The organism is Paraburkholderia nemoris, assembly GCF_905221015.1.
Classification (GTDB): domain Bacteria; phylum Pseudomonadota; class Gammaproteobacteria; order Burkholderiales; family Burkholderiaceae; genus Paraburkholderia; species Paraburkholderia nemoris.
Window position 1 is genome coordinate 90,169 of the sequence record NZ_CAJNBO010000005.1, and the last position, 21,398, is coordinate 111,566.

Sequence of the window (21,398 nt, forward strand, 5' to 3'; positions counted from 1 at the left end):
TCGAAGAGGAGAAAAATCAGGGCGTGGCTGGGCGCAATTCGCCGTCCGGCAGCCAGAACACGGCACGGCCTTCAGGTGTATCCCGCTCGTCAACCTGGACGGGACGCAAGCGGCCGCCACGGCACGGGCCACCGACACATTTGCCCGTATCTGGCGCGTAAATCGCGCCATGTGTAGCGCACATCAAGTATAAACCGGACGATTCGAAGAACTGCCCTTCGGCCCAGTCGAGCTCCATCGGCACGTGGGCGCAGCGATTCAAATAGCCGTATGCACGGCCATCATAGCGAACAAAAAATACCACGACGTCGCCACCACCGAGCCGGGCCGCGCGCCGCACGCCGGCGCCGCCATCGACCAGTTCTTCGGACGCGCAAATGCGAACCGCTTCCGTCGCCGTTTCGGTCATACCCGTGTTCACGCGTTCTCTCGCAACCAGCCGGACAGGTCGGTCACGCTGGAGGCGACGAATTTCGGCGACAAAGCCGTCAACGAGCCGGCAGGATGCGCGCCGTATGTGACACCAATGCCCGCGACGCCGGCATTGATCGCCATTTGCAGATCGTGCGTCGTATCCCCCACCATCACCGTGCGCGCCGGATCCTGCCCCAGTTCACGCGTAAGCTCGTGCAGCATCGCGGGATGCGGCTTCGAGAAGGTTTCGTCCGCACAGCGAGTGCCGTCGAACAGGCTCGTCAGGCGCGACTGGTCGAGCGCGCGGTTCAGCCCGACGCGACTCTTGCCGGTCGCCACCGCCAGCAGATAACCCTGATCGCGCAATTCCTGAAGCATCTCACGCACACCGACGAACAGCTCGGTGGTCTGATCCTTCACTAAATAGTGGAAGCGATAGCGCTCTGCCAGACGCGGGTAGTCGGACGGATCGAGCGTAGGCGCGGCGATTTGCAGCGCGTCGCGCAGACCGAGGCCGATCACGTAGCTGGCGGCCTCATCGGCGGGAACCGGCAGACCGAGATCGCGGCATGCCGACTGGATGCTGCGCGTGATGTGCGCGGTCGAATCCATCAGCGTACCGTCCCAGTCGAAGACGATCAGATCAAATTGCTCTCTAGCCATGCGGTGTCGTCTCCGGGTTTGACCCATTTTGTGATTCACGTAATTCATTGAGCTGCGCCACGAAACTGCGGCAGTCGGCCGGCAGCGGCGCTTCGAACTGCACGGGCGCGCCGCTTGCCGGATGCGTCAGCTTAAGGCGGTATGCGTGCAGGAACATGCGTTTCAGGCCAAGCTTGGCGTTGGCGCGCGCCAGCGCCTTGTTCAGCGCGAAGTCGCCGTATTTGGCATCGCCGACGATCGGCAGTTCCAGATGCTGCAAATGGACGCGGATCTGATGCGTGCGGCCGGTCTTCAGTTCCGCCTCGAGCAGCGCGTACTCCGGCCAGCGGTCGATCAGATTAAAAACCGTGTGCGATGCGAGGCCGTCGGCCTGGACGCGCACGCGCCGCTCGCCATCCGCGGTCAAATACTTATGCAGCGGCTCCTTGACGGCGCGGCGGCGGCCCCAGTCGCTCGCCCATTCGCCGTGGACGCACGCATAGTAGCGCTTATCCATCTTGTTCTCGCGAATCTGCTCGTGCAGATTAACCAGCGCGGAGCGCTTCTTGGCGAGCATCAGGATGCCGGAGGTCTCACGGTCCAGCCGATGCACCAATTCGAGGAATTTCGCCTGCGGCCGCGCTTCGCGCATCTGTTCGATCACGCCGAACGCCACGCCGCTGCCCCCGTGGACCGCCACGCCGGCCGGTTTGTCGATCACGAGCATGTGCTCGTCTTCAAAAATAATTTTGAAATCGGCGCTCGGCACCGGCGCCTGGGCGATCGCCTCGTTTGGTTGAGCGACGCGAATGGGCGGCACGCGCACCAGATCGCCCAGCTCGAGGCGGTACTGCGCGTCTATCCGGCCCTTATTCACACGCACCTCGCCGCTGCGCAGGATGCGGTAGATATGGCTTTTTGGCACGCCCTTACAGACGCGCAAGAGGAAGTTATCAATGCGCTGTCCGGCCGCACTGTCGTCGATCTCGATCATCGAGACCTGGTCGCTTGCGACCGATTTCTGGGATATTTTGCCTAACTCTTTCATTATGAATATAATTTGCCCAGCAGTCTGCGGCGGCCGGCGCAGTGTCCGGAATTCGGGCGGATTGCGCAGGTGCAAGCGATAAATCGTTATTTTACTTGCGCCGGGGTCTGGTTGCTCACCCTGAAAATGAGATGCAACATGTTGCACGCACGAAGTCAGTGCCCGGCAGGGACGGCGCCCACAGGCGCGTTCGGTCAAGGTCGGCTTCGACGGTAACGGAATTTTGGTAAAAAAGAATTTAACTTTCAGCTTCAGTATCGGGCGGTCTGACGCCCTGCCGTAGGAAGCTGCGAGTTGCGAAAATACGGCGTGCGCCCGAGGCGTCTTGTAGAAAATACAAGACATGGCGACGTCAAAATGAGGCGAGACACCCCCAGCGAGAAAAGACGCGCCGACTGCGCGAACTTCCCGCTGCGGCATGACCGCAGCCTCCGGCCCTCCGGTCACGCGCCCAGTTGGCGCACCGGCGCGAGTGGACGAAAGGCTTATGAAGGTCTGCTGGCAGAACCCGCGGCGTGTCGGGTCGTTATTTGAAGCCGTGTTCGCATGTGCCCTGCGGCACCGCGCCCATTTTTCAATGGGGCCGGGCCCTCTCAGGCAATTCTCCCGCCATTTTTCCCGCTCCAGCGTGCTTGTGAAAACACAATAAGGCGCGGCATGCCGCTGCCCTCGTGGCTCTCGCGACTGACAACCGCGCAGCTGAGGGCTAGCTAAGCCGCCTGGAGCCGTTCAATGAAACGAATGTTGTTCAACGCGACGCAGCAGGAAGAACTGCGCGTCGCCATCGTCGATGGGCAAAAACTCATCGATATCGACATCGAAACCGCCGGGCGCGAACAGCGCAAAGGCAATATTTACAAGGGCATCATCACCCGCATCGAGCCGTCGCTCGAAGCCTGTTTCGTCAACTACGGCGAAGACCGCCACGGCTTTTTGCCGTTCAAGGAAGTCGCTCGCCAGTATTTCCGTGACGGCGTCGACATGCGCTCCGCGCGCATCCAGGACGCCCTCCGTGAAGGCCAGGAACTGATCGTTCAGGTCGAAAAGGAAGAACGCGGCAACAAGGGCGCGGCCCTCACCACCTTCATCTCGCTCGCCGGCCGGTATCTGGTTCTGATGCCGAACAACCCGCGCGGCGGTGGCGTATCGCGCCGGATCGAAGGCGACGACCGCCAGGAACTGCGCGAAACCATGGCGCAACTGCAATTGCCGGAAGGCATGAGCATCATCGCGCGTACGGCCGGCATTGGCCGCTCCGCCGAAGAGCTGCAGTGGGACCTGAACTACCTGATGCAACTGTGGCGCGCCATCGAAGCCGCGTCGCAAAGCGGTTCGAGCGGCCAGCCGATGCTGATTTATCTCGAATCGAGCCTCGTTATTCGCGCGATTCGTGACTATTTCCAGCCGGATATCGGCGAAATCCTGATCGACACCACCGAAATCCATGACCAGGCTCGCGCCTTCATGGATATCGTGATGCCGGATAATGTCAGCAAGGTGAAGCGGTATCACGACGACGTGCCGCTCTTCTCGCGTTTCCAGATCGAACACCAGATCGAAACCGCGTACTCGCGCACGGTCCCGCTGCCTTCGGGCGGCGCCATCGTGATCGACCACACGGAAGCGCTGGTCGCAATCGACGTGAACTCGGCACGCGCCACCAAGGGCGCTGACATCGAGGAAACGGCTGCACGCACCAACCTCGAAGCCGCCGACGAAGTGGCCCGCCAGTTGCGCCTGCGCGACCTGGGCGGCCTGATCGTGATCGACTTCATCGACATGGAATCGGCCAAGAGCCAGCGCGAAGTCGAGCAACGCCTGAAAGACGCGCTGAAGCACGACCGTGCACGCGTCCAGATGGGCAAGATCTCACGCTTCGGCCTGATGGAACTGTCGCGTCAACGTCTGCGCCCGGCCCTGTCGGAAGGCAGCCATGTGACCTGCCCGCGCTGTAACGGTACGGGCCACATCCGCGATACCGAATCGTCCGCGCTGCAAGTGCTGCGGATCATTCAGGAAGAAGCGATGAAGGAAAACACCGCGGCGATCCATTGCCAGGTGCCGGTCGAAGTGACCGCCTTCCTGTTGAACGAAAAGCGCGCCGAAATCAACAAGATCGAATCGCGTTTCAAGGTCAACGTCGTTCTGATCCCGAACAAGCATCTCGACACGCCGCATTACAAGCTCGAGCGCCTGCGTCACGACGACGCGCGCCTCGACGAGCCGCGCGCTTCGTGGAAGATGGCCGAAGAAGCGGCCCGTGAACTGGAATCGGAAACCGGTTACAGCAAGCGCGCCGAAGAAGTGAAGCCGAAGCAGGAAGCCGCGGTCAAGGGCATCACGCCCGAGAAGCCGGCCCCGAGCGCGCCGGTCCGTCCGGCGGCAACGCCGGCTCCGGTGGCCGTCACCCCGGCTACCGGCGGCTTTATCGGCTGGTTGAAGAATCTGTTCGGCATGCAGCCGGCCGCGCCGGCGCCTGTCGCACCGGCTACGACCGAAAAGCAGACGCGTCCGCAACGCGGCGAACGCACGGAGCGCGGTGAGCGCACCGGCGAACGCGGCGGCGATCGCAACCGTAACCGCCGTAGCGGCGCAGGTGGCCGCGATGCAGCGGGTCGTGGCGAAGGCGCGACCGGTGGCCGTCAGGCTCAGGGTCAGCAGCCGTCGCAGCGTCGCGAGGAACGCGAACCGCGTGAAGGTCGTGAAGCACGCGAAGGTCGTGAGCCGCGTGAAGCACGTGAATCGCGCGAGCCGCGCGCTAACCGTGAGCAGCGTGAACCGCGTGAGGCCCGTGAAGGCCGCGAACCGCGCGAGGCTCGTGAGCCGCGTGAAGGTCGCGAGGGCCGCGACCGCGACAATCGCGGCAGCGATCGTGCGGAAACCGTCGAGGGCGCACCGCGCGCCGAGCGTGGTGAACGCCAGGAACGCGGCGAACGCCGTGAGCGTGGCGAGCGCGCTGAACGTGGCGAACGCCGCAAGCAGCAACCGGAAGCCGCAGATGCACTGACGCAGAACGACGCGCAAACGGCGGAAGAACTGGCGCAAAACCAGACCGCCTTGGGCGAAAACGGTATGCCGGTCGATCAGGAAGCGGTGGCGCGTGAAGGTGAAGAGCGTCGTCGTCGCCGTCGCGGCCGTCGTGGTGGCCGTCGTGAGCGTGAAGAAGACGTGAACGGCAACCTGGCTGCGGACGTTGCGGAAGGTGAAGGCGACAACATCAATGTGACCGATGACGCACCGGTGCGCACCGCGCACCAAGCGGTCGAGCACAAGGCTGAAGTCAACGAAGCGGCTGCAGTCAAGCCGGTGGAAGTGGTTGTTGCTGCTGTCGCGACGGAAACCGTTGTGGTCAGCGAACTGCACGCTGTAACCGAAACACCGGCGCTGGCCGCCGAGCAGGCTACGAAGACGGAAACGGTTGTGCCGGTCGCAGAAGCGCCGGTTGCACCGGTTGCGGTCGAGCAGGCCGTGGAAGCGCCGGTGACGCAAGCCGCCGCGCCGGTCGAAGCCGCGCAAGCTGCGCCGGCCGCCAGCGAGACGGTTTCGCTCGCCGAACCGGTCGCTCGCTTTGAAGCCCCGGTTGAAGCACGGGTCGAAACGCCGGCAGTTGCTCCGGTGGTTGAGGCGCAAGCCGCACCGGCTCCTGTGGAAACCGTGGCTCCGGCAGTAGTGGTCGAAGCACCGGCCGCCCAGCCGGCACGGCAAGCCGATATCTTCGAAGCGCAACCGGTCGTTGCAGCGGTCGCACCGGCAGTTGAAGCGGTCGTTGAACCGGCAGCGGTCGAGCCGGCGCCCGTTGCAGCTGCTGCGCCGCAAGCGCCGCGTAACGCCGCTGTGTCGGCGGAAGCCCTGAAGCCGGTGCTGGAACAAGCCGGTCTCGTCTGGGTGAACACCGACGCTGACAAGCTGCGGGCCGCGCAGGAAGCGGCTGCGCAAACGGCCAAGCCGGTTCGCGTGGGTCGCGAGCGTAAGGCGTTGCCGCCGGTTGAAACCGCGCCGATGCAAATGGTGGAAACCGGTAAGCATCCGCAGTAAGCGAACCGCCGCCATGCAAAAAGCCCGCCCTCACCGGCGGGCTTTTTGTTTTATGGGCGCCCGCACCCATCCGATCGCGGGCTTTATGCCACTCCCCGTATACCCGGACGGCGTCTGGAGGCTGGCAGCCGCCAGGTGCATTTCCGCTAGAATGAAGAACCAGGTTCCAATCGCCGCGCCAACCGCAGTTGCGATCGCAGCACTTAAGCAGCCCGAAACGAAGCATCAAGCGAAGCAATTCATGTCCCGACGCATCATCCCTGTTGCCGATCTCAGCGCGGTGCCGGTCATTACCGGCCCCGTGCAGGCGCCCAGCGGCGCGCTGCACGACACGCTGGCGCGCCCGCTGCGCGATCTGCGCATCTCGGTGACGGATCGCTGCAATTTCCGCTGTGTCTACTGCATGCCGCGCGCGGTGTTCGACAAGGATTACGCGTTCCTGCCACATAGCGCACTACTCAGCTTCGAAGAAATCGAACGGCTGGCGCGGCTCTTCGTCGCGCACGGCGTCGAGAAAATCCGTCTTACGGGTGGCGAGCCGCTGCTGCGCAAAAATCTGGAATTCCTGATCGAACGACTCGCGCAACTCACCACGCCGGAAGGCCGCCCGCTCGATCTGACGCTGACCACCAACGGCTCGCTGTTGGAGCGCAAGGCGCGCAGCCTGAAAGACGCCGGCCTGACCCGCGTGACGGTCAGTCTCGACGCGCTCGACGACACCCTGTTTCGCCGCATGAACGACGCCGACTTCGCGGTCGCCGACGTGCTGGACGGGATCGCCGCGGCGCACGCGGTGGGACTCGCGCCGGTGAAAGTCAACATGGTCGTCAAACGTGGCACCAATGACGGCGAAATTGTGCCGATGGCGCGTCATTTTAAGGACTCGGGCGCGGTGCTGCGCTTTATCGAGTACATGGACGTGGGCACGTCGAACGGCTGGAACATGACCGAGGTGCTGCCTTCCGCCGACGTCGTGACGCGCATCGCCGAGCATTTCCCGCTCATGCCGCTCGAAGCACATAGCGCAGCCGAAACCGCCCAGCGCTGGGGTTACGTGGACGGTAGCGGCGAGATCGGCGTGATTTCGAGCGTGACGCGCGCGTTTTGCGGCAGTTGTACGCGAGCGCGTCTGTCGACCGAGGGCAAGTTGTACCTGTGCCTGTTCGCCTCGTCCGGTCACGATCTGCGCGCGTTGCTGCGCAACGGCGCGAGCGACGCCGCTATCGCCACCGCCGTCGCCGAAATCTGGCAAGGCCGCGGCGACCGTTATTCGCAATTGCGCGGCAGCAATGCAGCCACACTCCGCACGCAGGACGCCCGCCGCGTGGAAATGTCGTACATCGGCGGCTAAGCGGCCGCGCCCATGAACCCGGCTCGCGAACACATCACCGGTTTGGTCCTCGCGGGCGGACGCGGCATGCGTATGGGCGGCGTCGACAAGGGACTGCAAACCCTGCGCGGCGAGCCGCTCGCCGCCCACGTGCTGAAGCGGCTCGCACCGCAAACCGGCGCCCTGCTGATCAGCGCCAATCGTCACCCTGAGGTCTACACGGCGCTGGGCGCGCCGTTCGGCGCCAAGGTGCTTGCCGATACCCTGCCCGGCTTTCCCGGCCCGCTGGCGGGCCTGCTCGCCGGTCTGCGCGCGGCCGGCACTGCCTACGTGCTAAGCGCGCCCTGCGACACACCCGGACTGCCCGCTGATCTCGCGGCCCATCTCGCGCAGGCACTCAGTTCGCATCAGGCCGATATCGCCACCGTCACGACCACGAACGCCGAAGGCCATGTCTCGCTCCATCCCGTGTTCGCGTTGCTGCGCACGAGTCTCGCCGACGACCTGGCGGCCTTTCTCGACGCCGGCGAGCGTAAGGTTCGCGCGTGGTACGCGCGCCACAAGACGGTCGAAGTCGCCTTTACCGACGAGCGCGCGTTTTACAATATCAATTCGTTACAAGAACTCGCCGACCTCGAGCGTTGTTGAGGCCCCGGTTGAAATCCCGCTCCGGCCGCACGGCAACAGCCGCTTCCGCCGCCGATCGCGACGTCCAGCCCTTCATGACCACGCTTAACGAATTTTCCCGCTGCGTCGCGCAGTACGATCCTCATGCGCTACCTGTTTCGGCCGCCCAGGCGATCGTCCGTCAATGGGCCACGCCCGTCACGGCGGTCGAACGCGTGCCCTTGCGCGATGCGCTCGGCCGCGTGCTCGCAGCCGATATCGTTTCGCCGATCGACGTCCCGTCGCACGATAATTCGGCCATGGACGGCTACGCGTTCAACGGCGCGGCATTGGCAACGAGTGAAACCACGGTCAATTTGACAATCGCCGGCAAAGCGCTGGCGGGTCACCCGTTCCCGGGCCACGTCGACACGACGCAATGCGTACGCGTCATGACGGGCGCCTCTATGCCGGCTGAGTGCGACACCGTCGTGCCGCAGGAGCTTGTCGAGCGCAGCGCCGATTCCACCTCGATCCGTTTTGCGGCCAACGCCTTGCGAGCCGGCGCCAACCGGCGCCTCGCCGGCGAAGACCTCGCCCGCGGGCATGCCGCGCTACGCGCCGGCCGCATCATGCGTGCGTCGGACCTCGGCTTGCTGGCTTCGCTTGGCATCGGCGAAGTCAACGTGCGGCGGCGCTTGCGCGTCGCGTTTTTCTCAACCGGCGACGAATTGCGCTCGCTCGGCGAGCCGCTCGACCCGGGTTCGGTGTACGACAGCAACCGCTACACGCTGTTTGCGATGCTTCGGCGCCTGAACATGGACACGCTCGATCTGGGCGTAGTGCGCGACGAACCCGCGGCGCTCGAAGCTGCACTGCGCAGCGCCGCAGCCAGCGCCGACGTGGTGTTGACGTCGGGCGGCGTCTCGGTCGGCGAAGCGGATTTCACCAAACAATTGCTGCAGACGTTCGGCGACGTCGCCTTCTGGAGTCTCGCAATGCGTCCGGGACGGCCGCTCGCTTTTGGCCGCGTCTGGTCCGGCGAACGTCCGGGTCTCGGGCTACCCGCGTTATTCTTCGGCTTGCCGGGCAATCCCGTGGCCGTGATGGTGACGTTCTACCAGATCGTGCGCGAAGCGCTGCTGCTGATGTCCGGCGCAACGCCGCAGGCGCTGCCGGTCTTGCGCGCCGCCAGCCGCCAGGCCATCCGCAAACGGGCCGGCCGCACCGAATACCAGCGCGGCGTCGCGGGGCAGGATGCGCACGGCCAATGGCATGTCACGCCGACCGGCTCGCAAAGCTCCGGCGTGCTGAGTTCGATGAGCGAAGCAAATTGTTTCATCGTTCTCGGGCACGATGAAGCCGATATTGGCGAGGGCGAGCACGTCGATATCATGTTGTTCGACGGCCTGATCTGACGCCTGACTGAACGCTTGCGTGGCGGCGTTTTGCGGCCGCGTTGGCAGCCTCGTTTGCACGCTTTACCCATTACCACTACGACACACGGGTTTGACTTACATGAAAAAACAGATCTCGTTCATTGCACCGGGACAGACGGCCAAAGCGCTTATCCTCGTGTACCTGACATTCTCGGTGCCGATCGTGCTGCTCGGCGTGCTGGTGGCGTTCATCCGCTATGGCTCGGTCGAACTGAGCACCGTGTTCAGCGCGCTGCTGCTGAACGCGATTCTCGGCTTCATCCTGCTGTGGATTGCATGCCACGCCTACAACTGGGTGGCGTCGCGCTTTGGCGGTATCGAAATCCAGCTGACCGACGCGCCGGAAGAAGCGTAATGCCCGCAACGATCCGCGCCGCGACGCCTGCGGATACGGCCGCTATCTTCGCGCTGACGTACGAGCTGGCCGAATTCGAGAGTCTCACGCACGTATTCGTCGCGACCGAAGACGGATTGCGCGACGCCCTGTTCGGCGTGCGGCCCTCGATCGAAGCGCTGGTGGCGGAAAACGAAGGACGCATCGTCGGCTATGCGCTGTTCTTCCACAATTACTCGAGCTTCGCAGGCAAGCGCGGACTATATCTCGAAGATGTCTACGTGCAACCGGGTCAGCGCGGCAGCGGGCTAGGCGCTGCGATGCTCGCGAGGCTCGCGGCACTGGCAGTCGAACGGCAATGCGGACGCTTTGAATGGACCGTGCTCGACTGGAACAAGCAGGCCATTAGCTTCTACGAAAAATTGGGAGCGACAGTAATGCCGGATTGGCGTGTCGTGCGTCTGACGGGCGACGCGCTGGAACAATTGGCCGCAGCAGCCGCTTCCTGAGTTTGAATTCGGGCCAACCGTCAGACTCTACTGCTCGTCGGGATCCACACCCGTTAGCGCATCGCCGAGCAGCCCGCTCGCCTCTTCACCCGGCAACGCCTCGACGTCACGCAGCTTGCGGTTCATGACGCGTGTGCGCGTTTCCGCGGCTTCGATCGAACGCGTGACGGTTTCAAGTTGCGCCTTGGTCTTGGCCAGCACGTCACCGAATTTTCCGAACTCTGTTTTCACCGCGCCGAGCACTTGCCACACTTCGCTCGACCGCTTCTCGATCGCCAGCGTGCGGAACCCCATTTGCAGACTATTGAGCAAGGCGGTCAGCGTGGTCGGGCCGGCAATCGTCACGCGATAGTCGCGTTGCAGCAGGTCCGTCAGGCCCGGCCGACGCAGGACTTCCGCGTACAGACCTTCGGTCGGCAGAAATAGCAGCGCGAAATCCGTGGTGTGCGGCGGCGACACGTACTTCTCCGCGATCGTGCGCGCCTCGGCGCGTATCCGCGCTTCGAGCGCGCGCGACGCCTCCTCGACCGCAATCGGATCGGCGCGTTCCTGAGCCTCGATCAGCCGCTCGTAGTCTTCGCGCGGGAACTTGGCGTCGATCGGCAGCCAGACCGGCGTAGCTGGACCACCCACCTCCGCGCGGCCCGGCAGTTTGATCGCGAATTCGACGCGATCGGCGCTCTTAGGCACCGTCGCGACATTCTTTGCGTATTGATCCGCCGTGAGCAGTTGTTCGAGCAATGCTTCGAGCTGCACTTCGCCCCACGTGCCGCGCGTTTTGACGTTAGTGAGTACTTTCTTCAGATCGCCGACACCCGCAGCCAGCGTCTGCATTTCACCCAAACCGCGATGCACCTGCTCCAGCCGGTCGGACACCAGCTTGAACGATTCGCCGAGGCGTTGTTCGAGCGTGGCGTGCAATTTTTCGTCGACAGTGCGGCGCATCTCGTCGAGCTTGGTCGAATTGTTCGCCTCGATGTCTTTCAGCCGCTGCTCGATCGTCGCGCGCACTTCGGCGAAGCGGCGATCGTTCGACTCGGTGAGCTGGCCCAGTTGCAGAGTCAGCGTGTCGCCGAACTGCTTGAGCGTGCGCCCTTGCTCATCGCGTGCCTGCTGCGCCTGCTGCTGCAGGCTGTGACGCACGGCGTCGAGTTGCTGCGCGAAACCGTCGATCTTGCCGCCCTGCACCGTCGTCATACTGCTGAATTGCGACGCCAGCGTTTGCTGAAAGTGCGCGAATCCACTGCTCTGCTCGGTACGCGAGACGCGCGCTGTTTCCGTGATGTCGTTGCGCAGTTGCCGCTCGAGCCGCTCATAAGCATGCGACTGCGCATCCGCCGCTGTGTCGATACGCTCACTGAGAATCTCGAACTGCTCGCTTCCGTCAACGCGACTACCGCGCATCAGCAACGCCAACGCGATGACCAAGGCGACCGCCAGCACGGCAACGGCCGCCACCAGAATCATTGTCATGAACGCGCCTTGCCGATGACCTCGGGGTTGATCGGATTCGGCGGGCGGCCAGCGCGCGGGCCTTCACCCAGCGCCGCGATCAGATTGTCCGCAGCGAGGTTCGCCATGGCGCGGCGCGTTGCTTCGGTCGCGCTGGCGATATGCGGTGTCAGTACGACATTCGGCACCGTCAGCAGATCCGGATTCAGACGCGGCTCGCCTTCGTAAACATCCAGACCCGCTGCGGCAATCTGTTTCGTGCGGAGCGCTTCGACCAGCGCCGCATCGTCGACGATGCCGCCGCGTGCGATGTTGGTGAGCGTTGCGGTCGGCTTCATCTGCGCGAGTTCGGCAGCACCGATCGTATGGTGGTTTTCCTTGGTGTACGGCAAGACGAGCACCACGTGATCGGCGCGCTGCAGCAGGTCCTGTTTGGACGCGTATTCCGCGTTCAACTCCGCCTCGATCTCCGGCGCGACACGTGAACGGTTGTGATAAATCACCTGCATGTTGAAACCCTTGGCGCGACGCGCCAGCGCCTGCCCGATCCGGCCCATGCCGATCACGCCGAGTGTCGAACCGTACAGGTCGGTGCCGAGAAAACCGTCATAGGTCCACTTCTGCCATTTGCCCGCGCGCAACCAGTGCTCCGATTCGGCAATGCGGCGCGCCGCGGCCATCATCAGCGCCCAGCCGAAATCGGCGGTCGATTCGTTCAGCACGTCCGGCGTGTTGGTGCCGAGCACGTTCGCCGCGTTGAACGCAGCCATGTCGAAGTTGTTGTAGCCCACGGCCATGTTCGACACCACCCGCAGACGCGGCGCCGCGGCAAGCGCCGCCGCGCCGACCGGATCGCCCGCGGTCAGCGCGCCGTCTTTATCCGCGAGACGTCGCGTCAACTCGTCTGCAGGCAAGACTTCACCCTGGTGCCAGTCGACATCGAAATACTGTTTGAGCCGTTCGATCACATCGGGAAAGATCGGACGGGCGACGAGGATCTTCTGCATTGCAATTCTCCGGATAGCGCGTCGAGTCCAACGACCTCGGCGTCAGAATAAGCGTGAAATCAGGCGTCAAAAAAACAGCCAACCGGTGACGAGAAACAGCGGCATGAGCACCACAACCGACCAGCCGAGATACGCGAAAAAGCTTGGCATGCGAACGCCGCGCGACTCCGCGATCGCTTTCACCATGAAGTTCGGCGCATTGCCGATATACGTGTTGGCGCCCATGAACACCGCACCGGCCGAGATCGCCGCAAGCGTCGTGGCGCCGGTGGTCATCAGTGTCTGCGCGTCGCCGCCGGCCAGGTTGAAGAACACCAGGTAGGTCGGCGCATTGTCGAGAAACGACGATAGCAGGCCGGTCGCCCAAAAGTACATCAGGTCGTGGGGCTGGCCGGACGGGTTGACCAGATGGACGATGCCGGCGAACGCGCCCGCCTCGCCGGCCCGCAGGATCGTAATGACCGGCGCGATCGTCACGAAGATGCCCGCAAACAGTTTGGCGACCTCTTCGATCGGTGCCCAGTTGAAGTCATTGCCGGCGCGTGCCGCGCGCGGTGTCAAAGCCAGCGAGAGCAAGGTGACGCCGATCAGCGCGACATCGCGCACGGCATTTTGCAACGCGACGTGCGTACCGAAAACGTCGAACACCACGTCGGATTTCCAGAGTCCGCTCATCAGAACCAGCGCAATCACTGCAGCGAGCAGCACGAAGTTGATCTTGCCGTCGACGCCTAGCGGCGGCGAATCCGGCGTCGGATCGAGAAAGCGCGAACGCTCTTCTTCACGCCGATGAAAATAGTACGAATCCAATGCATAGAACGCGGCCAGCAGCACGACGCAGACAAACAGCATCGGCAACGCCAGATGCGTGGTGGTCCAGAAGAAACTGACGCCTTGCAGAAAGCCGAGAAAGAGCGGCGGATCGCCGAGCGGCGACAACGAGCCGCCCGCATTCGCGACCAGAAAGATAAAGAACACCACCACATGAACGACGTGCTTGCGATTGTCGTTAGCGCGCAGCAACGGACGGATCAACAGCATCGCAGCGCCGGTCGTGCCCATGATGCTGGCCAATAGCGTGCCGAGCGCGAGAATTGCGGTATTCAGGCGCGGCGTGCCATGCAGATTGCCGCGCACGCAGATGCCGCCCGCGACCGTATAAAGCGCCGTCAGTAATACGATGAACGGAATGTATTCTTCGAGCACCGCGTGCACCAAGGTCCCGAATGCGACGCCCGTGCCGAAGGTAAGCGCAAACGGCACCAGGAAGAGCAGTGCCCACGCTGCCGCGATCTTGCCGAAATGGTGATGCCAGAATGCCGGGGCGACCAACGGAAACACCGCGATCGACAACAGCACGCCCGCAAACGGCAGGCCCCACATCGCCGACAGCGTCGCGCCGTCAAGCGTAGCCGCCGATGCTAGTTGAGGCCACCCGGCCAACGTCAGAGCAGCAGCGAGCGTCATGCTCGCCCACACGGCATGTCGTTTCATATTCTTGAAGTCCTTATTAGCGCGAGTGACGGTGCGGGGCCGAAGGCCTGGCCGCTCGCCACGCTCAAGCGCCACGCACGACGATCACATGCACCCGATACGGCCCATGTGCGCCAAGCACGATAGTCTGTTCGATATCGCCGGTGCGCGACGGCCCGGAGACAAAATTGACCGCGCGCGGAAGTTCACCGCGTTCGCTGCGGATCAGCCCAAACGCCTCTTCATGTCCTGAGACGATGCGCGAAGCCGGCACGATTGCAATATGCGTTTCCGGCAGCAAGCCTGCCGATGCGTAGGTTTCCGGTCCGGACAACAGAACAAGCGTGCCCGTCTCCGCAGTCGCGCAGAAGCAGCCAGTGAGACCGACCACGTCGCCGTCTTCAGGTTTGCGGAATTCGACGTGAAGGCCGGCTTCGGCCCATTGAAGATCTTGCAGGGTTTGCCATGCGATCGCTTGCAGCGGCAAAGCGTGTTCAGTGAGGTAGCGATGCGTGGCGGAAGGCACGTCTCCCAGCGAGTCGACCGTGTCGACCGTAGTGGCCATTCTCTGCGCTTCTTCGATGAAGCGCGTGGTCAGATCGGCCGGCATCTCCGGACGCGGACCCTCGGGATGGCGCGCCAGATAATCCTGAGCCGCTTCGCGCTCGGCAGCAGACGGCTCAGGCTCGCGCCCTTGCGCCGCGCGGATACGCGCCAGGATGTTGCGGCGGGCAATCGATGTGTCCATATGCGAAATCCTCGTGTCGACAGCCGTGCGATATGGCGGGAATTATACCGGCCACCCTGCGCGCGAACACCCTGGCCGAACGGCTTAAGGCAGCGTATCGGCCACACGGCGGGCACGATCTCAGCGAGATCCCAGCAAAATATCGGTGCAAGACAGCGGCACAAGACAGCGGCGCATAAGTCACACACGCGCCGCACAGACGTCACGTTACTTCGCCGCGTCTTCCTCGGGCTGCGCAATGCCGAACACCTGGCGCAGATACGCGAGATAGGCCTTGTCTTCGCACATGTTCTTGCCCGGCGAGTCCGACAGCTTCGCCACCGGCTGACCGTTGCAGCGAACCATCTTGATGACGATCTGCAAGGGGCTGTAGCCGAGATCGTTTGTCAGATTCGTTCCTACGCCGAATGCCAGCTTGCAGCGGCCGCGGAAACGCTCGTACAGTTGCAGCACCTTCGGAATGTCGAGTGCGTCGGAGAACACGAGGATCTTGGTGCGCGGGTCGCAGCGGTTCGCCTCGTAGTGCTTGAGCAGGCGCTCGCCCCAGTCGAAGGGGTCGCCGGAATCGTGGCGCGCGCCGTCGAACAGCTTGCAGAAGTACATGTCGAAGTCGCGCAGGAAGGCCTCCATGCCGTACACGTCCGACAGTGCGATACCCAGATCGCCGCGATATTCCTTCGCCCACATTTCGAAGCCGAAGATCTGCGAATCGCGCAGCCGCGGACCGAGCGCCTGACACGCCTGCAGGTATTCATGCGCCATCGTGCCGAGCGGCGTGAGGCTGTGCTTCATCGCGTAGAAGACATTGCTGGTGCCGGCGAATTGTTCGCCGAGGCCGTCTTTCAGCGTGAGGATCACTTCTTCGTGCCATTGCTTCGAGAAGCGGCGGCGCGTGCCGTAGTCGGCGATCTTGCAGTCGGCGAATTCCGGGCGCGCGCCGAGCAGCTTGATCTTCTCGACGAGACGGCCGCGCCCTTCACTGTAGTCAGGCTTCTGCTGGGTGTTGCGGAAGTAGACTTCATTGACGATCGCGAGCATCGGGATCTCGAACAGGATCGTGTGCAGCCACGGCCCCTTGATCTCGATGTCGATTTCACCATTGCCCTTCGGCGAAGGCGAAATCGAAATGTATTTCTCGTTCAGATGGAACAGCGCGAGAAACTCGATGAAGTCGCCCTTGATGAAGCGCATGCGCCGAAGGTAGTCGAGCTCGTCGTCGGTAAAGCGCAGATCGCAGAGCTTGCGCACTTCGTCGCGAATCTCACTGATATACGGCACGAGGTCGACATTCGGCGTGCGACAGCGAAACCGGTACTCGACATTCGCCGCGGGAAAGTGATGCAACACCACTTGCATCATCGTGAACTTGTACAGATCGGTGTCGAGCAGCGAAGTAATAATCATGATGGTGCGAACTGGACTGCAGGAAAAACGGAAGGCTTGGCTCGACCAACCACGTCAACCCATGCGCGTGCGGCGCGCCCCGTGCGCGCCAACCTGACGCATGTTACCCGAATGCATCCGGATTCAGCGCGCCGGCGGGCGGCGCTCGCCGGACGCCATAAACTAATCACAAAAACGTATAAAAGCCGCTGTCCGATGCTGCATGCGGCTCTTGACGTTACGTTACAATAGCGTTTTTGGCGTTTCGCCTCCCCTGATTCCGCATGCAGGAGCTGCCTGAATGACTCACGTTGTGACCGAAAGCTGCATCAAGTGCCGCTATACCGACTGCGTCGATGTGTGCCCGGTGGACTGCTTTCGCGAAGGTCCCAACTTCCTCGCGATCGACCCCGATGAATGCATCGACTGCGCCGTGTGCGTGGCCGAATGCCCGGTGAACGCCATTTATGCCGAAGAAGACGTGCCGGGCGACCAGCAGCACTTCACCGAGCTGAATGCCGATCTCGCGAAGAACTGGCCGAGCATCACCAAGACCAAAGCGCCGCTGCCGGAAGCCGACGAATTCAAGGACGTGAAGGAAAAGCTGGCCCTGCTCGTACGCTGAGCGGCGCGGCCTGCGCCCCGCCGTTGCATTCGGACCAAATCGAGATGAATGCAGGGTATTGACAGGCGCTTAGTCACCTCCTACAATTTCGCTTCTCTGCTGTTTGTTGTTCTGTTCCTCGATAGCTCAGTCGGTAGAGCGCCGGACTGTTAATCCGTAGGTCCCTGGTTCGAGCCCAGGTCGAGGAGCCAAGAATTGCAAAAGCCCGTTAACCAATACGGGCTTTTTTATGTAGATCAAGTTGTACTGCTGTTCCTCGATAGCTCAGTCGGTAGAGCGCCGGACTGTTAATCCGTAGGTCCCTGGTTCGAGCCCAGGTCGAGGAGCCAAAATCTTTGAAAGGCCCGCATTCGTGCGGGCCTTTTTGTTTTGGTCTGGGCTTTTGGTCTGGCCTGTTTCAATGCCGGATCCGGTGCCTTGAATCGGCGGGCGACGCGGTCGGCTCCGGCCGGAAGATAGCGCATGACCTGGGGCATTTGCACTGACCCTCTGGCGGCCACGCCGTTATACGATGGTGCTTTATCGGCGCGGATCTCTCGCGCCCAACCCAAGCACTCATTCCCGGCCCTCCCATGAAACCCACCGTGATGCGCCTTTCGCTTGCAGCCGCCACAGCCCTTTCCATCCCACTCGTTCACAGCGAAGAAGTCGCCAGCGTCAATACCAACTTCCGCATTACCGGTTCCGACCGCGTGGTCGTCGAGGCCTACGATGATCCGCTCGTCCAGGGCGTGACCTGCTATGTCTCGCGGGCGCGCACGGGCGGCGTCAAGGGCACGCTCGGCATCGCCGAAGATCCGACCGAAGCGTCGATCGCGTGCCGGCAAGTGGGCGCGATTCATTTCACCGGCCCCGTGAAGCAGCAATCCGACGTGTTCTCGGTCAGCATGTCGCTGATCTTCAAATCGCTGCATGTGGTGCGGGTGGTCGACACGAAGCGCAACACGCTGGTGTACATGACGTACAGCGATCGCGTAGTCAGCGGCAGCGCGAAAAACAGCGTGAGCGCCGTGCCGATGCCGGCCGGCACGACCATTCCAGTCAAGTAGTCGCCACTCCCCGGCCAGGCTCACTACGCAAGAACGTACACGCATGCGCGACCGCAACGGCCGCGGCGCGCTACACTGACCGGTCATGCCGGACCGCAGGATCGACAGATTTTCACCATGACCGCCCATCGTTTCCAGGATTCCGCCCGCTACTGGCGCACGCCGCTTTTGCCCGGCGCGGATCTGCTCACGGCGGAATATCACGATCACGAGTTCTCGCCGCATTGGCACGATGCGTACACGATTCCGGTGATCGTCGCCGGCGCCGAGGGCTATCGGTATCTCGGCTCGGACTATGTCGCCGAAGCAGGCAGCGTACCGATCATCAATCCCGGCGAACTGCACACGGGCTCCAAGGCGGTCGAGGCGGGCTGGCGCTATCGCGTGATGTATGCGCCGGTGGATTTCATTCACGAGCTTGCCAACGACGTTGCCGGCAAGCCGCAAGCATTGCCGTGGTTCGCGCCGGGCGTCATCCGCGATCCCGATCTGGCGCAGCGGCTGGCACGTGCGCACTGTCTGCTGGAGGCCGGCGACGATCCGCTCGCCGCCGAGGCGGCGATGCTCGACGCGCTGTCCACCTTGCTGGTCCGCTACTCCCAAACGCAGCCGGAACCGTGGCGCCTCGCCACCGACGACGCACGCGTCGCGACGATGCAGGAGCGCCTGACCGGCGACCTCGCAGAAGCCGTCACGCTGGCCGAGGTCGCACGGGCAGCGGGACTCTCGCCCTTCCACGCCGCGCGCCTTTTCACGCAGACCACCGGCTTGCCGCCGCACGCGTGGCGCAACCAGGTGCGCTTGCAGCGCGCGCTCGCGCCATTGCGAGCGGGCGTTTCGGTGACGGATGTCGCCGCGGCGAGCGGTTTCACGGATCAAAGCCATTTCACGCGCCATTTCCGGCGCATGTTCGGCGTGCCGCCGGGGCGTTGGCAGGGTAGCTGACGCACGCTTCTCCCTATCCACCGCAAGAACGTACAAGCCTCCGCTCAGCCTTGCCCGCTATCCTTCGCGCATCAAGGAGGCAAGATTGACCCATTCCAACCCCGGCCAGCCCTCAAGCACAGGCCACTTAAAAGAATTCACCGCCGGCACGCGCGACATCATCCCGATGATGGTCGGCGCAGCGCCCTTCGGCGTGATCTTCGGCACCCTCGTCGCATCCGGCCCGCTGCATCTATGGCACGGGCAGTTGATGTCGCTCGTCGTATTCGCCGGTTCCGCGCAATTCATCGCGCTGGGCCTGATCGCCGGCCACGCGAGTTTTGCGGTGATCTGGGCGACCACGCTCGTCGTCAACCTGCGTCACGTACTGTATAGCGCGACGCTCGCGCCGCACGTCGCGCATCTGCCCTCGCGCTGGCGCTGGGCGCTCGGCGCGCTGCTCACCGACGAAGTCTTCGCGGTCGCATGGGAACATTACCGGCATCGGGAGCCCGGCACGGTCGGCCCGCACTACTTCTTTGGCGCGGGTCTGGCCATGTACCTGAACTGGCAGCTCTGGACAGTCGCCGGCCTGCTGTTCGGCGCGGCCTTTCCGGGCCTGCAGTCGCTCGGGCTCGACTTCGCGATGGTCGCCACGTTCATTGCGATCGTCGTGCCGCAGCTCGTCGCGCTGCGCTATATCGCGGCGGCCGCAACCGCGGGCACGCTGGCTTTCTTCTGGCAGGCGTGGCCGTACAAGCTCGGCCTGCTCGGCGCCGTGTTCGCGGGCGTGGCGATCGGTGTCCTGCTGTCGGCGCCGCGCTTTGGGCGAGGCGCGCGGGGAAATCACGAAGGCTCGCGAGCAGCGTCGCGCGAAAGCTCACAGGGCCCCCGCCGGGACGCCCTGCGGCAAACCTCGAAGGAAACCATGGAGGCGTCGCGATGAACTACGTCGTTCTGATCCTCGGCATGGCCGCCATTACGTGGGTGATCCGCGCCGCCGTCTTTGTGCTCGGCGACCGGCTGGTGTTTCCGCCGCTCGTGCGCACGGCGCTCGGCTTCGTGCCCGTTACCGTGCTGACGGCGATCATCGTCCCGATGGCGGTCTCGCCGCACGGCGCCGGCGCCGAACTGACCTGGCGCAATCCGCAACTGGTCGGGGCGCTGGCCGCCATCGTCGTCAGCGCGCTGACGCGGCGACCGCTCCTGACCATCGCGGTCGGCCTGACCGTTTTTTTTGTCTGGCAAGGCGTTGTGCTTAAATAGGCGCTGTTTGAAGCGCAGTTCGAGGCCTACATCGCGTGCAAACGGCGCCCGCGTTGCCATAGGCGCCAAGCTCGGCGGCCTCGCCACAGGGCGGCGCCCGCCGCTCGCCACCGTCGCAGGCGACGCATCCCTCTAAAGCCGCCGCCAACGCCCCCCACGCCCTTAAGTTTTCCCTGAATCCGCCGATAAGAAGTCGAGGTCCGCTCATCGGGATTCGTCCCGCTGATTACGCGGCAACAAGCAGGAATCAACCGCGCCAGCACGGGCGTCGCGTCTCACGGGGTCCGTGCGCGAACCAACGTCACGACAATGCAGCGCGGCAGGACCAAACGGGATAACACATGGGTCAAATCACCCTCACGCTCAAAGACGAGACCATTGCGACGCTGCGCAAGGACTTCGACGCTTTTCTGCGGGTTTCGCTGAAACTCGATCCGCAGTTCGCGACGCCGTCGTTTGAGGACTTTTTGCGCGCCAAGCTGCTCGACAACATGGTGCCGCTAACCGAACACGCGGTGCAGCGGATGTTGCAGGGCGGCCAGTACGCATGGGCGAAACGCACGCTGGACAAGGAATTCCCGGATGTCGTCGCGATTCTGATGAGGCAGGCGGGGGAATTCGGGTTCGGCTTTGCGGCCCGTTCGGAATGGACGCCGGAAGAACTCGCCAAGCAGTGCCGCGACTGGGCGGCGGCCATCGTCAAGGAAGCGGAAGGCGACGCGGCGTTGATCGATCCGCTCGCGGCGCAGATCAAGAGCGCCGCGCAGGATATCCAGGCGCTCGAGGAAGTCATGCAGACGCCGGCCTGGCGTCTGGTGGAATCGCTGCGTCAGCGCGTCTATGAAGCGAAAGTGGCATGCGAAACGAGCGTGGGTAGCACGGCGCGCGAAAAGCTCGGCGAACTGCGCGGACTGTTGCGTCTCGGCATTTCGCACGGCTCGTTCCAGAAGCAGGAAGCGCAGCAGATCATGGAGTATCTGCGCCTGCTGAAGCCGGAAATCTTCGTCGAAGAACCGTATGACGTGTTCTCACGCCTCGCCGCCTGGTTGCGCAATTTCTTTGTGCCGCCGCGTCCGGCGCCGCAACAGCAACAACGGCAGTCGCGGTAAAAGCA

General features: G+C 63.3%; 19 protein-coding genes, 2 tRNA genes and 1 pseudogene. 14 read left to right on the forward strand and 8 right to left on the reverse strand.

Annotated features, from left to right (window positions below):
• Positions 1-16: 16 nt before the first annotated feature.
• Genes KHO33_RS09215 through KHO33_RS09225 form a run of 3 tightly spaced genes read right to left on the reverse strand, consistent with a single transcriptional unit; the run spans position 17 to position 2,104 of the window.
• Complete coding sequence (locus tag KHO33_RS09215) at positions 17-409, reverse strand: Rieske (2Fe-2S) protein (protein WP_200564755.1); 393 nt, start codon at positions 407-409, stop codon at positions 17-19.
• 8 nt (positions 410-417) lie between these two features.
• The gene (locus KHO33_RS09220; RefSeq protein ID WP_093640503.1) at positions 418-1,077 is read right to left on the reverse strand and encodes an HAD-IIIA family hydrolase; all 660 of its coding nucleotides are present in this window, start codon (positions 1,075-1,077) and stop codon (positions 418-420) included.
• Positions 1,070-2,104 (reverse strand): RluA family pseudouridine synthase, encoded by a 1,035-nt coding sequence (locus KHO33_RS09225; RefSeq protein ID WP_200564756.1) that lies wholly within the window; start codon positions 2,102-2,104, stop codon positions 1,070-1,072. The genes KHO33_RS09220 and KHO33_RS09225 overlap by 8 nt, the downstream gene beginning before the upstream one ends.
• Before the next feature lie 732 nt (positions 2,105-2,836).
• Between KHO33_RS09225 and KHO33_RS09230 the strand changes: the two genes are divergently transcribed.
• From KHO33_RS09230 to KHO33_RS09255, 6 genes are all read left to right on the forward strand, one after another.
• Positions 2,837-6,139, forward strand: coding sequence for an Rne/Rng family ribonuclease (locus tag KHO33_RS09230; protein WP_200564621.1), 3,303 nt, complete (start codon positions 2,837-2,839; stop codon positions 6,137-6,139).
• 241 nt (positions 6,140-6,380) lie between these two features.
• The gene (gene moaA, locus KHO33_RS09235) at positions 6,381-7,490 is read left to right on the forward strand and encodes a GTP 3',8-cyclase MoaA (RefSeq protein ID WP_200564622.1); all 1,110 of its coding nucleotides are present in this window, start codon (positions 6,381-6,383) and stop codon (positions 7,488-7,490) included.
• Positions 7,491-7,502: 12 nt separating this feature from the next.
• Positions 7,503-8,117: a molybdenum cofactor guanylyltransferase MobA gene (gene mobA / locus KHO33_RS09240; RefSeq protein WP_054036191.1), complete on the forward strand. Its 615-nt coding sequence runs from the start codon at positions 7,503-7,505 to the stop codon at positions 8,115-8,117.
• Between the two features lie 74 nt (positions 8,118-8,191).
• A complete protein-coding gene (gene moeA, locus KHO33_RS09245) occupies positions 8,192-9,493 on the forward strand; it encodes a molybdopterin molybdotransferase MoeA (RefSeq protein ID WP_200564757.1) in 1,302 nt (433 codons plus the stop codon).
• A 100-nt stretch (positions 9,494-9,593) separates the two neighbouring features.
• Positions 9,594-9,869 carry a hypothetical protein gene (locus tag KHO33_RS09250; protein WP_054036190.1) on the forward strand — a complete coding sequence of 92 codons (276 nt, stop codon included), beginning with the start codon at positions 9,594-9,596 and terminating at the stop codon, positions 9,867-9,869.
• Positions 9,869-10,357 carry a GNAT family N-acetyltransferase gene (locus KHO33_RS09255; RefSeq protein ID WP_200564623.1) on the forward strand — a complete coding sequence of 163 codons (489 nt, stop codon included), beginning with the start codon at positions 9,869-9,871 and terminating at the stop codon, positions 10,355-10,357. Before KHO33_RS09250 ends, KHO33_RS09255 begins: the two co-directional genes overlap by 1 nt.
• Before the next feature lie 27 nt (positions 10,358-10,384).
• Here the strand turns inward: KHO33_RS09255 and KHO33_RS09260 are convergent, their stop codons facing one another.
• The 5 genes from KHO33_RS09260 to pncB form a co-directional block, all read right to left on the reverse strand.
• Positions 10,385-11,830, reverse strand: a complete 1,446-nt coding sequence (locus KHO33_RS09260; protein ID WP_054036188.1) for a DNA recombination protein RmuC — start codon at positions 11,828-11,830, stop codon at positions 10,385-10,387.
• On the reverse strand, positions 11,827-12,816 hold the full coding sequence (locus tag KHO33_RS09265; protein WP_200564624.1) for a 2-hydroxyacid dehydrogenase: 990 nt from the start codon (positions 12,814-12,816) through the stop codon (positions 11,827-11,829). The genes KHO33_RS09260 and KHO33_RS09265 overlap by 4 nt, the downstream gene beginning before the upstream one ends.
• Before the next feature lie 66 nt (positions 12,817-12,882).
• A complete protein-coding gene (locus KHO33_RS09270; protein ID WP_054036186.1) occupies positions 12,883-14,310 on the reverse strand; it encodes a sodium:proton antiporter in 1,428 nt (475 codons plus the stop codon).
• Between the two features lie 64 nt (positions 14,311-14,374).
• Positions 14,375-15,037 (reverse strand): LutC/YkgG family protein, encoded by a 663-nt coding sequence (locus tag KHO33_RS09275; RefSeq protein ID WP_054036183.1) that lies wholly within the window; start codon positions 15,035-15,037, stop codon positions 14,375-14,377.
• A 207-nt stretch (positions 15,038-15,244) separates the two neighbouring features.
• Entirely contained in the window at positions 15,245-16,441 is a 1,197-nt protein-coding gene (gene pncB, locus KHO33_RS09280) for a nicotinate phosphoribosyltransferase (protein ID WP_054036181.1), read from the reverse strand.
• Positions 16,442-16,721: 280 nt separating this feature from the next.
• Here pncB and fdxA point away from each other — a divergent pair, with 280 nt between their 5' ends.
• From fdxA to KHO33_RS09320, 8 genes and pseudogenes are all read left to right on the forward strand, one after another.
• A complete protein-coding gene (fdxA, locus tag KHO33_RS09285; RefSeq protein ID WP_054036179.1) occupies positions 16,722-17,045 on the forward strand; it encodes a ferredoxin FdxA in 324 nt (107 codons plus the stop codon).
• Between the two features lie 115 nt (positions 17,046-17,160).
• Positions 17,161-17,236: transfer RNA gene (locus KHO33_RS09290), tRNA-Asn, on the forward strand.
• Positions 17,237-17,298: 62 nt separating this feature from the next.
• Positions 17,299-17,374: transfer RNA gene (locus tag KHO33_RS09295), tRNA-Asn, on the forward strand.
• A 243-nt stretch (positions 17,375-17,617) separates the two neighbouring features.
• Complete coding sequence (locus KHO33_RS09300) at positions 17,618-18,094, forward strand: CreA family protein (protein ID WP_200564625.1); 477 nt, start codon at positions 17,618-17,620, stop codon at positions 18,092-18,094.
• A gap of 117 nt (positions 18,095-18,211) precedes the next feature.
• Complete coding sequence (locus KHO33_RS09305; RefSeq protein ID WP_054036175.1) at positions 18,212-19,039, forward strand: AraC family transcriptional regulator; 828 nt, start codon at positions 18,212-18,214, stop codon at positions 19,037-19,039.
• Between the two features lie 85 nt (positions 19,040-19,124).
• A pseudogene (locus KHO33_RS09310) lies at positions 19,125-19,880 on the forward strand (AzlC family ABC transporter permease); the annotation flags it as partial.
• 80 nt (positions 19,881-19,960) lie between these two features.
• Positions 19,961-20,284, forward strand: a complete 324-nt coding sequence (locus KHO33_RS09315) for an AzlD domain-containing protein (protein ID WP_154560628.1) — start codon at positions 19,961-19,963, stop codon at positions 20,282-20,284.
• Positions 20,285-20,625: 341 nt separating this feature from the next.
• Positions 20,626-21,393, forward strand: a complete 768-nt coding sequence (locus KHO33_RS09320) for a DUF4088 family protein (RefSeq protein ID WP_054036173.1) — start codon at positions 20,626-20,628, stop codon at positions 21,391-21,393.
• Positions 21,394-21,398 lie beyond the last annotated feature (5 nt).

Coding starts and splice junctions, on each gene's coding strand:
- KHO33_RS09265 (WP_200564624.1), bottom strand. CDS start 12,816: ATGCAGAAGATCCTCGTCGCCCGTCCGATCTTTCCCGATGTGATCGAA.
- KHO33_RS09275 (WP_054036183.1), bottom strand. CDS start 15,037: ATGGACACATCGATTGCCCGCCGCAACATCCTGGCGCGTATCCGCGCG.
- KHO33_RS09315 (WP_154560628.1), top strand. CDS start 19,961: ATGAACTACGTCGTTCTGATCCTCGGCATGGCCGCCATTACGTGGGTG.
- KHO33_RS09305 (WP_054036175.1), top strand. CDS start 18,212: ATGACCGCCCATCGTTTCCAGGATTCCGCCCGCTACTGGCGCACGCCG.
- KHO33_RS09320 (WP_054036173.1), top strand. CDS start 20,626: ATGGGTCAAATCACCCTCACGCTCAAAGACGAGACCATTGCGACGCTG.
- KHO33_RS09270 (WP_054036186.1), bottom strand. CDS start 14,310: ATGAAACGACATGCCGTGTGGGCGAGCATGACGCTCGCTGCTGCTCTG.
- KHO33_RS09225 (WP_200564756.1), bottom strand. CDS start 2,104: ATGAAAGAGTTAGGCAAAATATCCCAGAAATCGGTCGCAAGCGACCAG.
- KHO33_RS09255 (WP_200564623.1), top strand. CDS start 9,869: ATGCCCGCAACGATCCGCGCCGCGACGCCTGCGGATACGGCCGCTATC.
- KHO33_RS09260 (WP_054036188.1), bottom strand. CDS start 11,830: ATGACAATGATTCTGGTGGCGGCCGTTGCCGTGCTGGCGGTCGCCTTG.
- mobA (WP_054036191.1), top strand. CDS start 7,503: ATGAACCCGGCTCGCGAACACATCACCGGTTTGGTCCTCGCGGGCGGA.
- KHO33_RS09300 (WP_200564625.1), top strand. CDS start 17,618: ATGAAACCCACCGTGATGCGCCTTTCGCTTGCAGCCGCCACAGCCCTT.
- KHO33_RS09215 (WP_200564755.1), bottom strand. CDS start 409: ATGACCGAAACGGCGACGGAAGCGGTTCGCATTTGCGCGTCCGAAGAA.
- fdxA (WP_054036179.1), top strand. CDS start 16,722: ATGACTCACGTTGTGACCGAAAGCTGCATCAAGTGCCGCTATACCGAC.
- KHO33_RS09230 (WP_200564621.1), top strand. CDS start 2,837: ATGAAACGAATGTTGTTCAACGCGACGCAGCAGGAAGAACTGCGCGTC.
- moaA (WP_200564622.1), top strand. CDS start 6,381: ATGTCCCGACGCATCATCCCTGTTGCCGATCTCAGCGCGGTGCCGGTC.
- KHO33_RS09250 (WP_054036190.1), top strand. CDS start 9,594: ATGAAAAAACAGATCTCGTTCATTGCACCGGGACAGACGGCCAAAGCG.
- KHO33_RS09220 (WP_093640503.1), bottom strand. CDS start 1,077: ATGGCTAGAGAGCAATTTGATCTGATCGTCTTCGACTGGGACGGTACG.
- pncB (WP_054036181.1), bottom strand. CDS start 16,441: ATGATTATTACTTCGCTGCTCGACACCGATCTGTACAAGTTCACGATG.
- moeA (WP_200564757.1), top strand. CDS start 8,192: ATGACCACGCTTAACGAATTTTCCCGCTGCGTCGCGCAGTACGATCCT.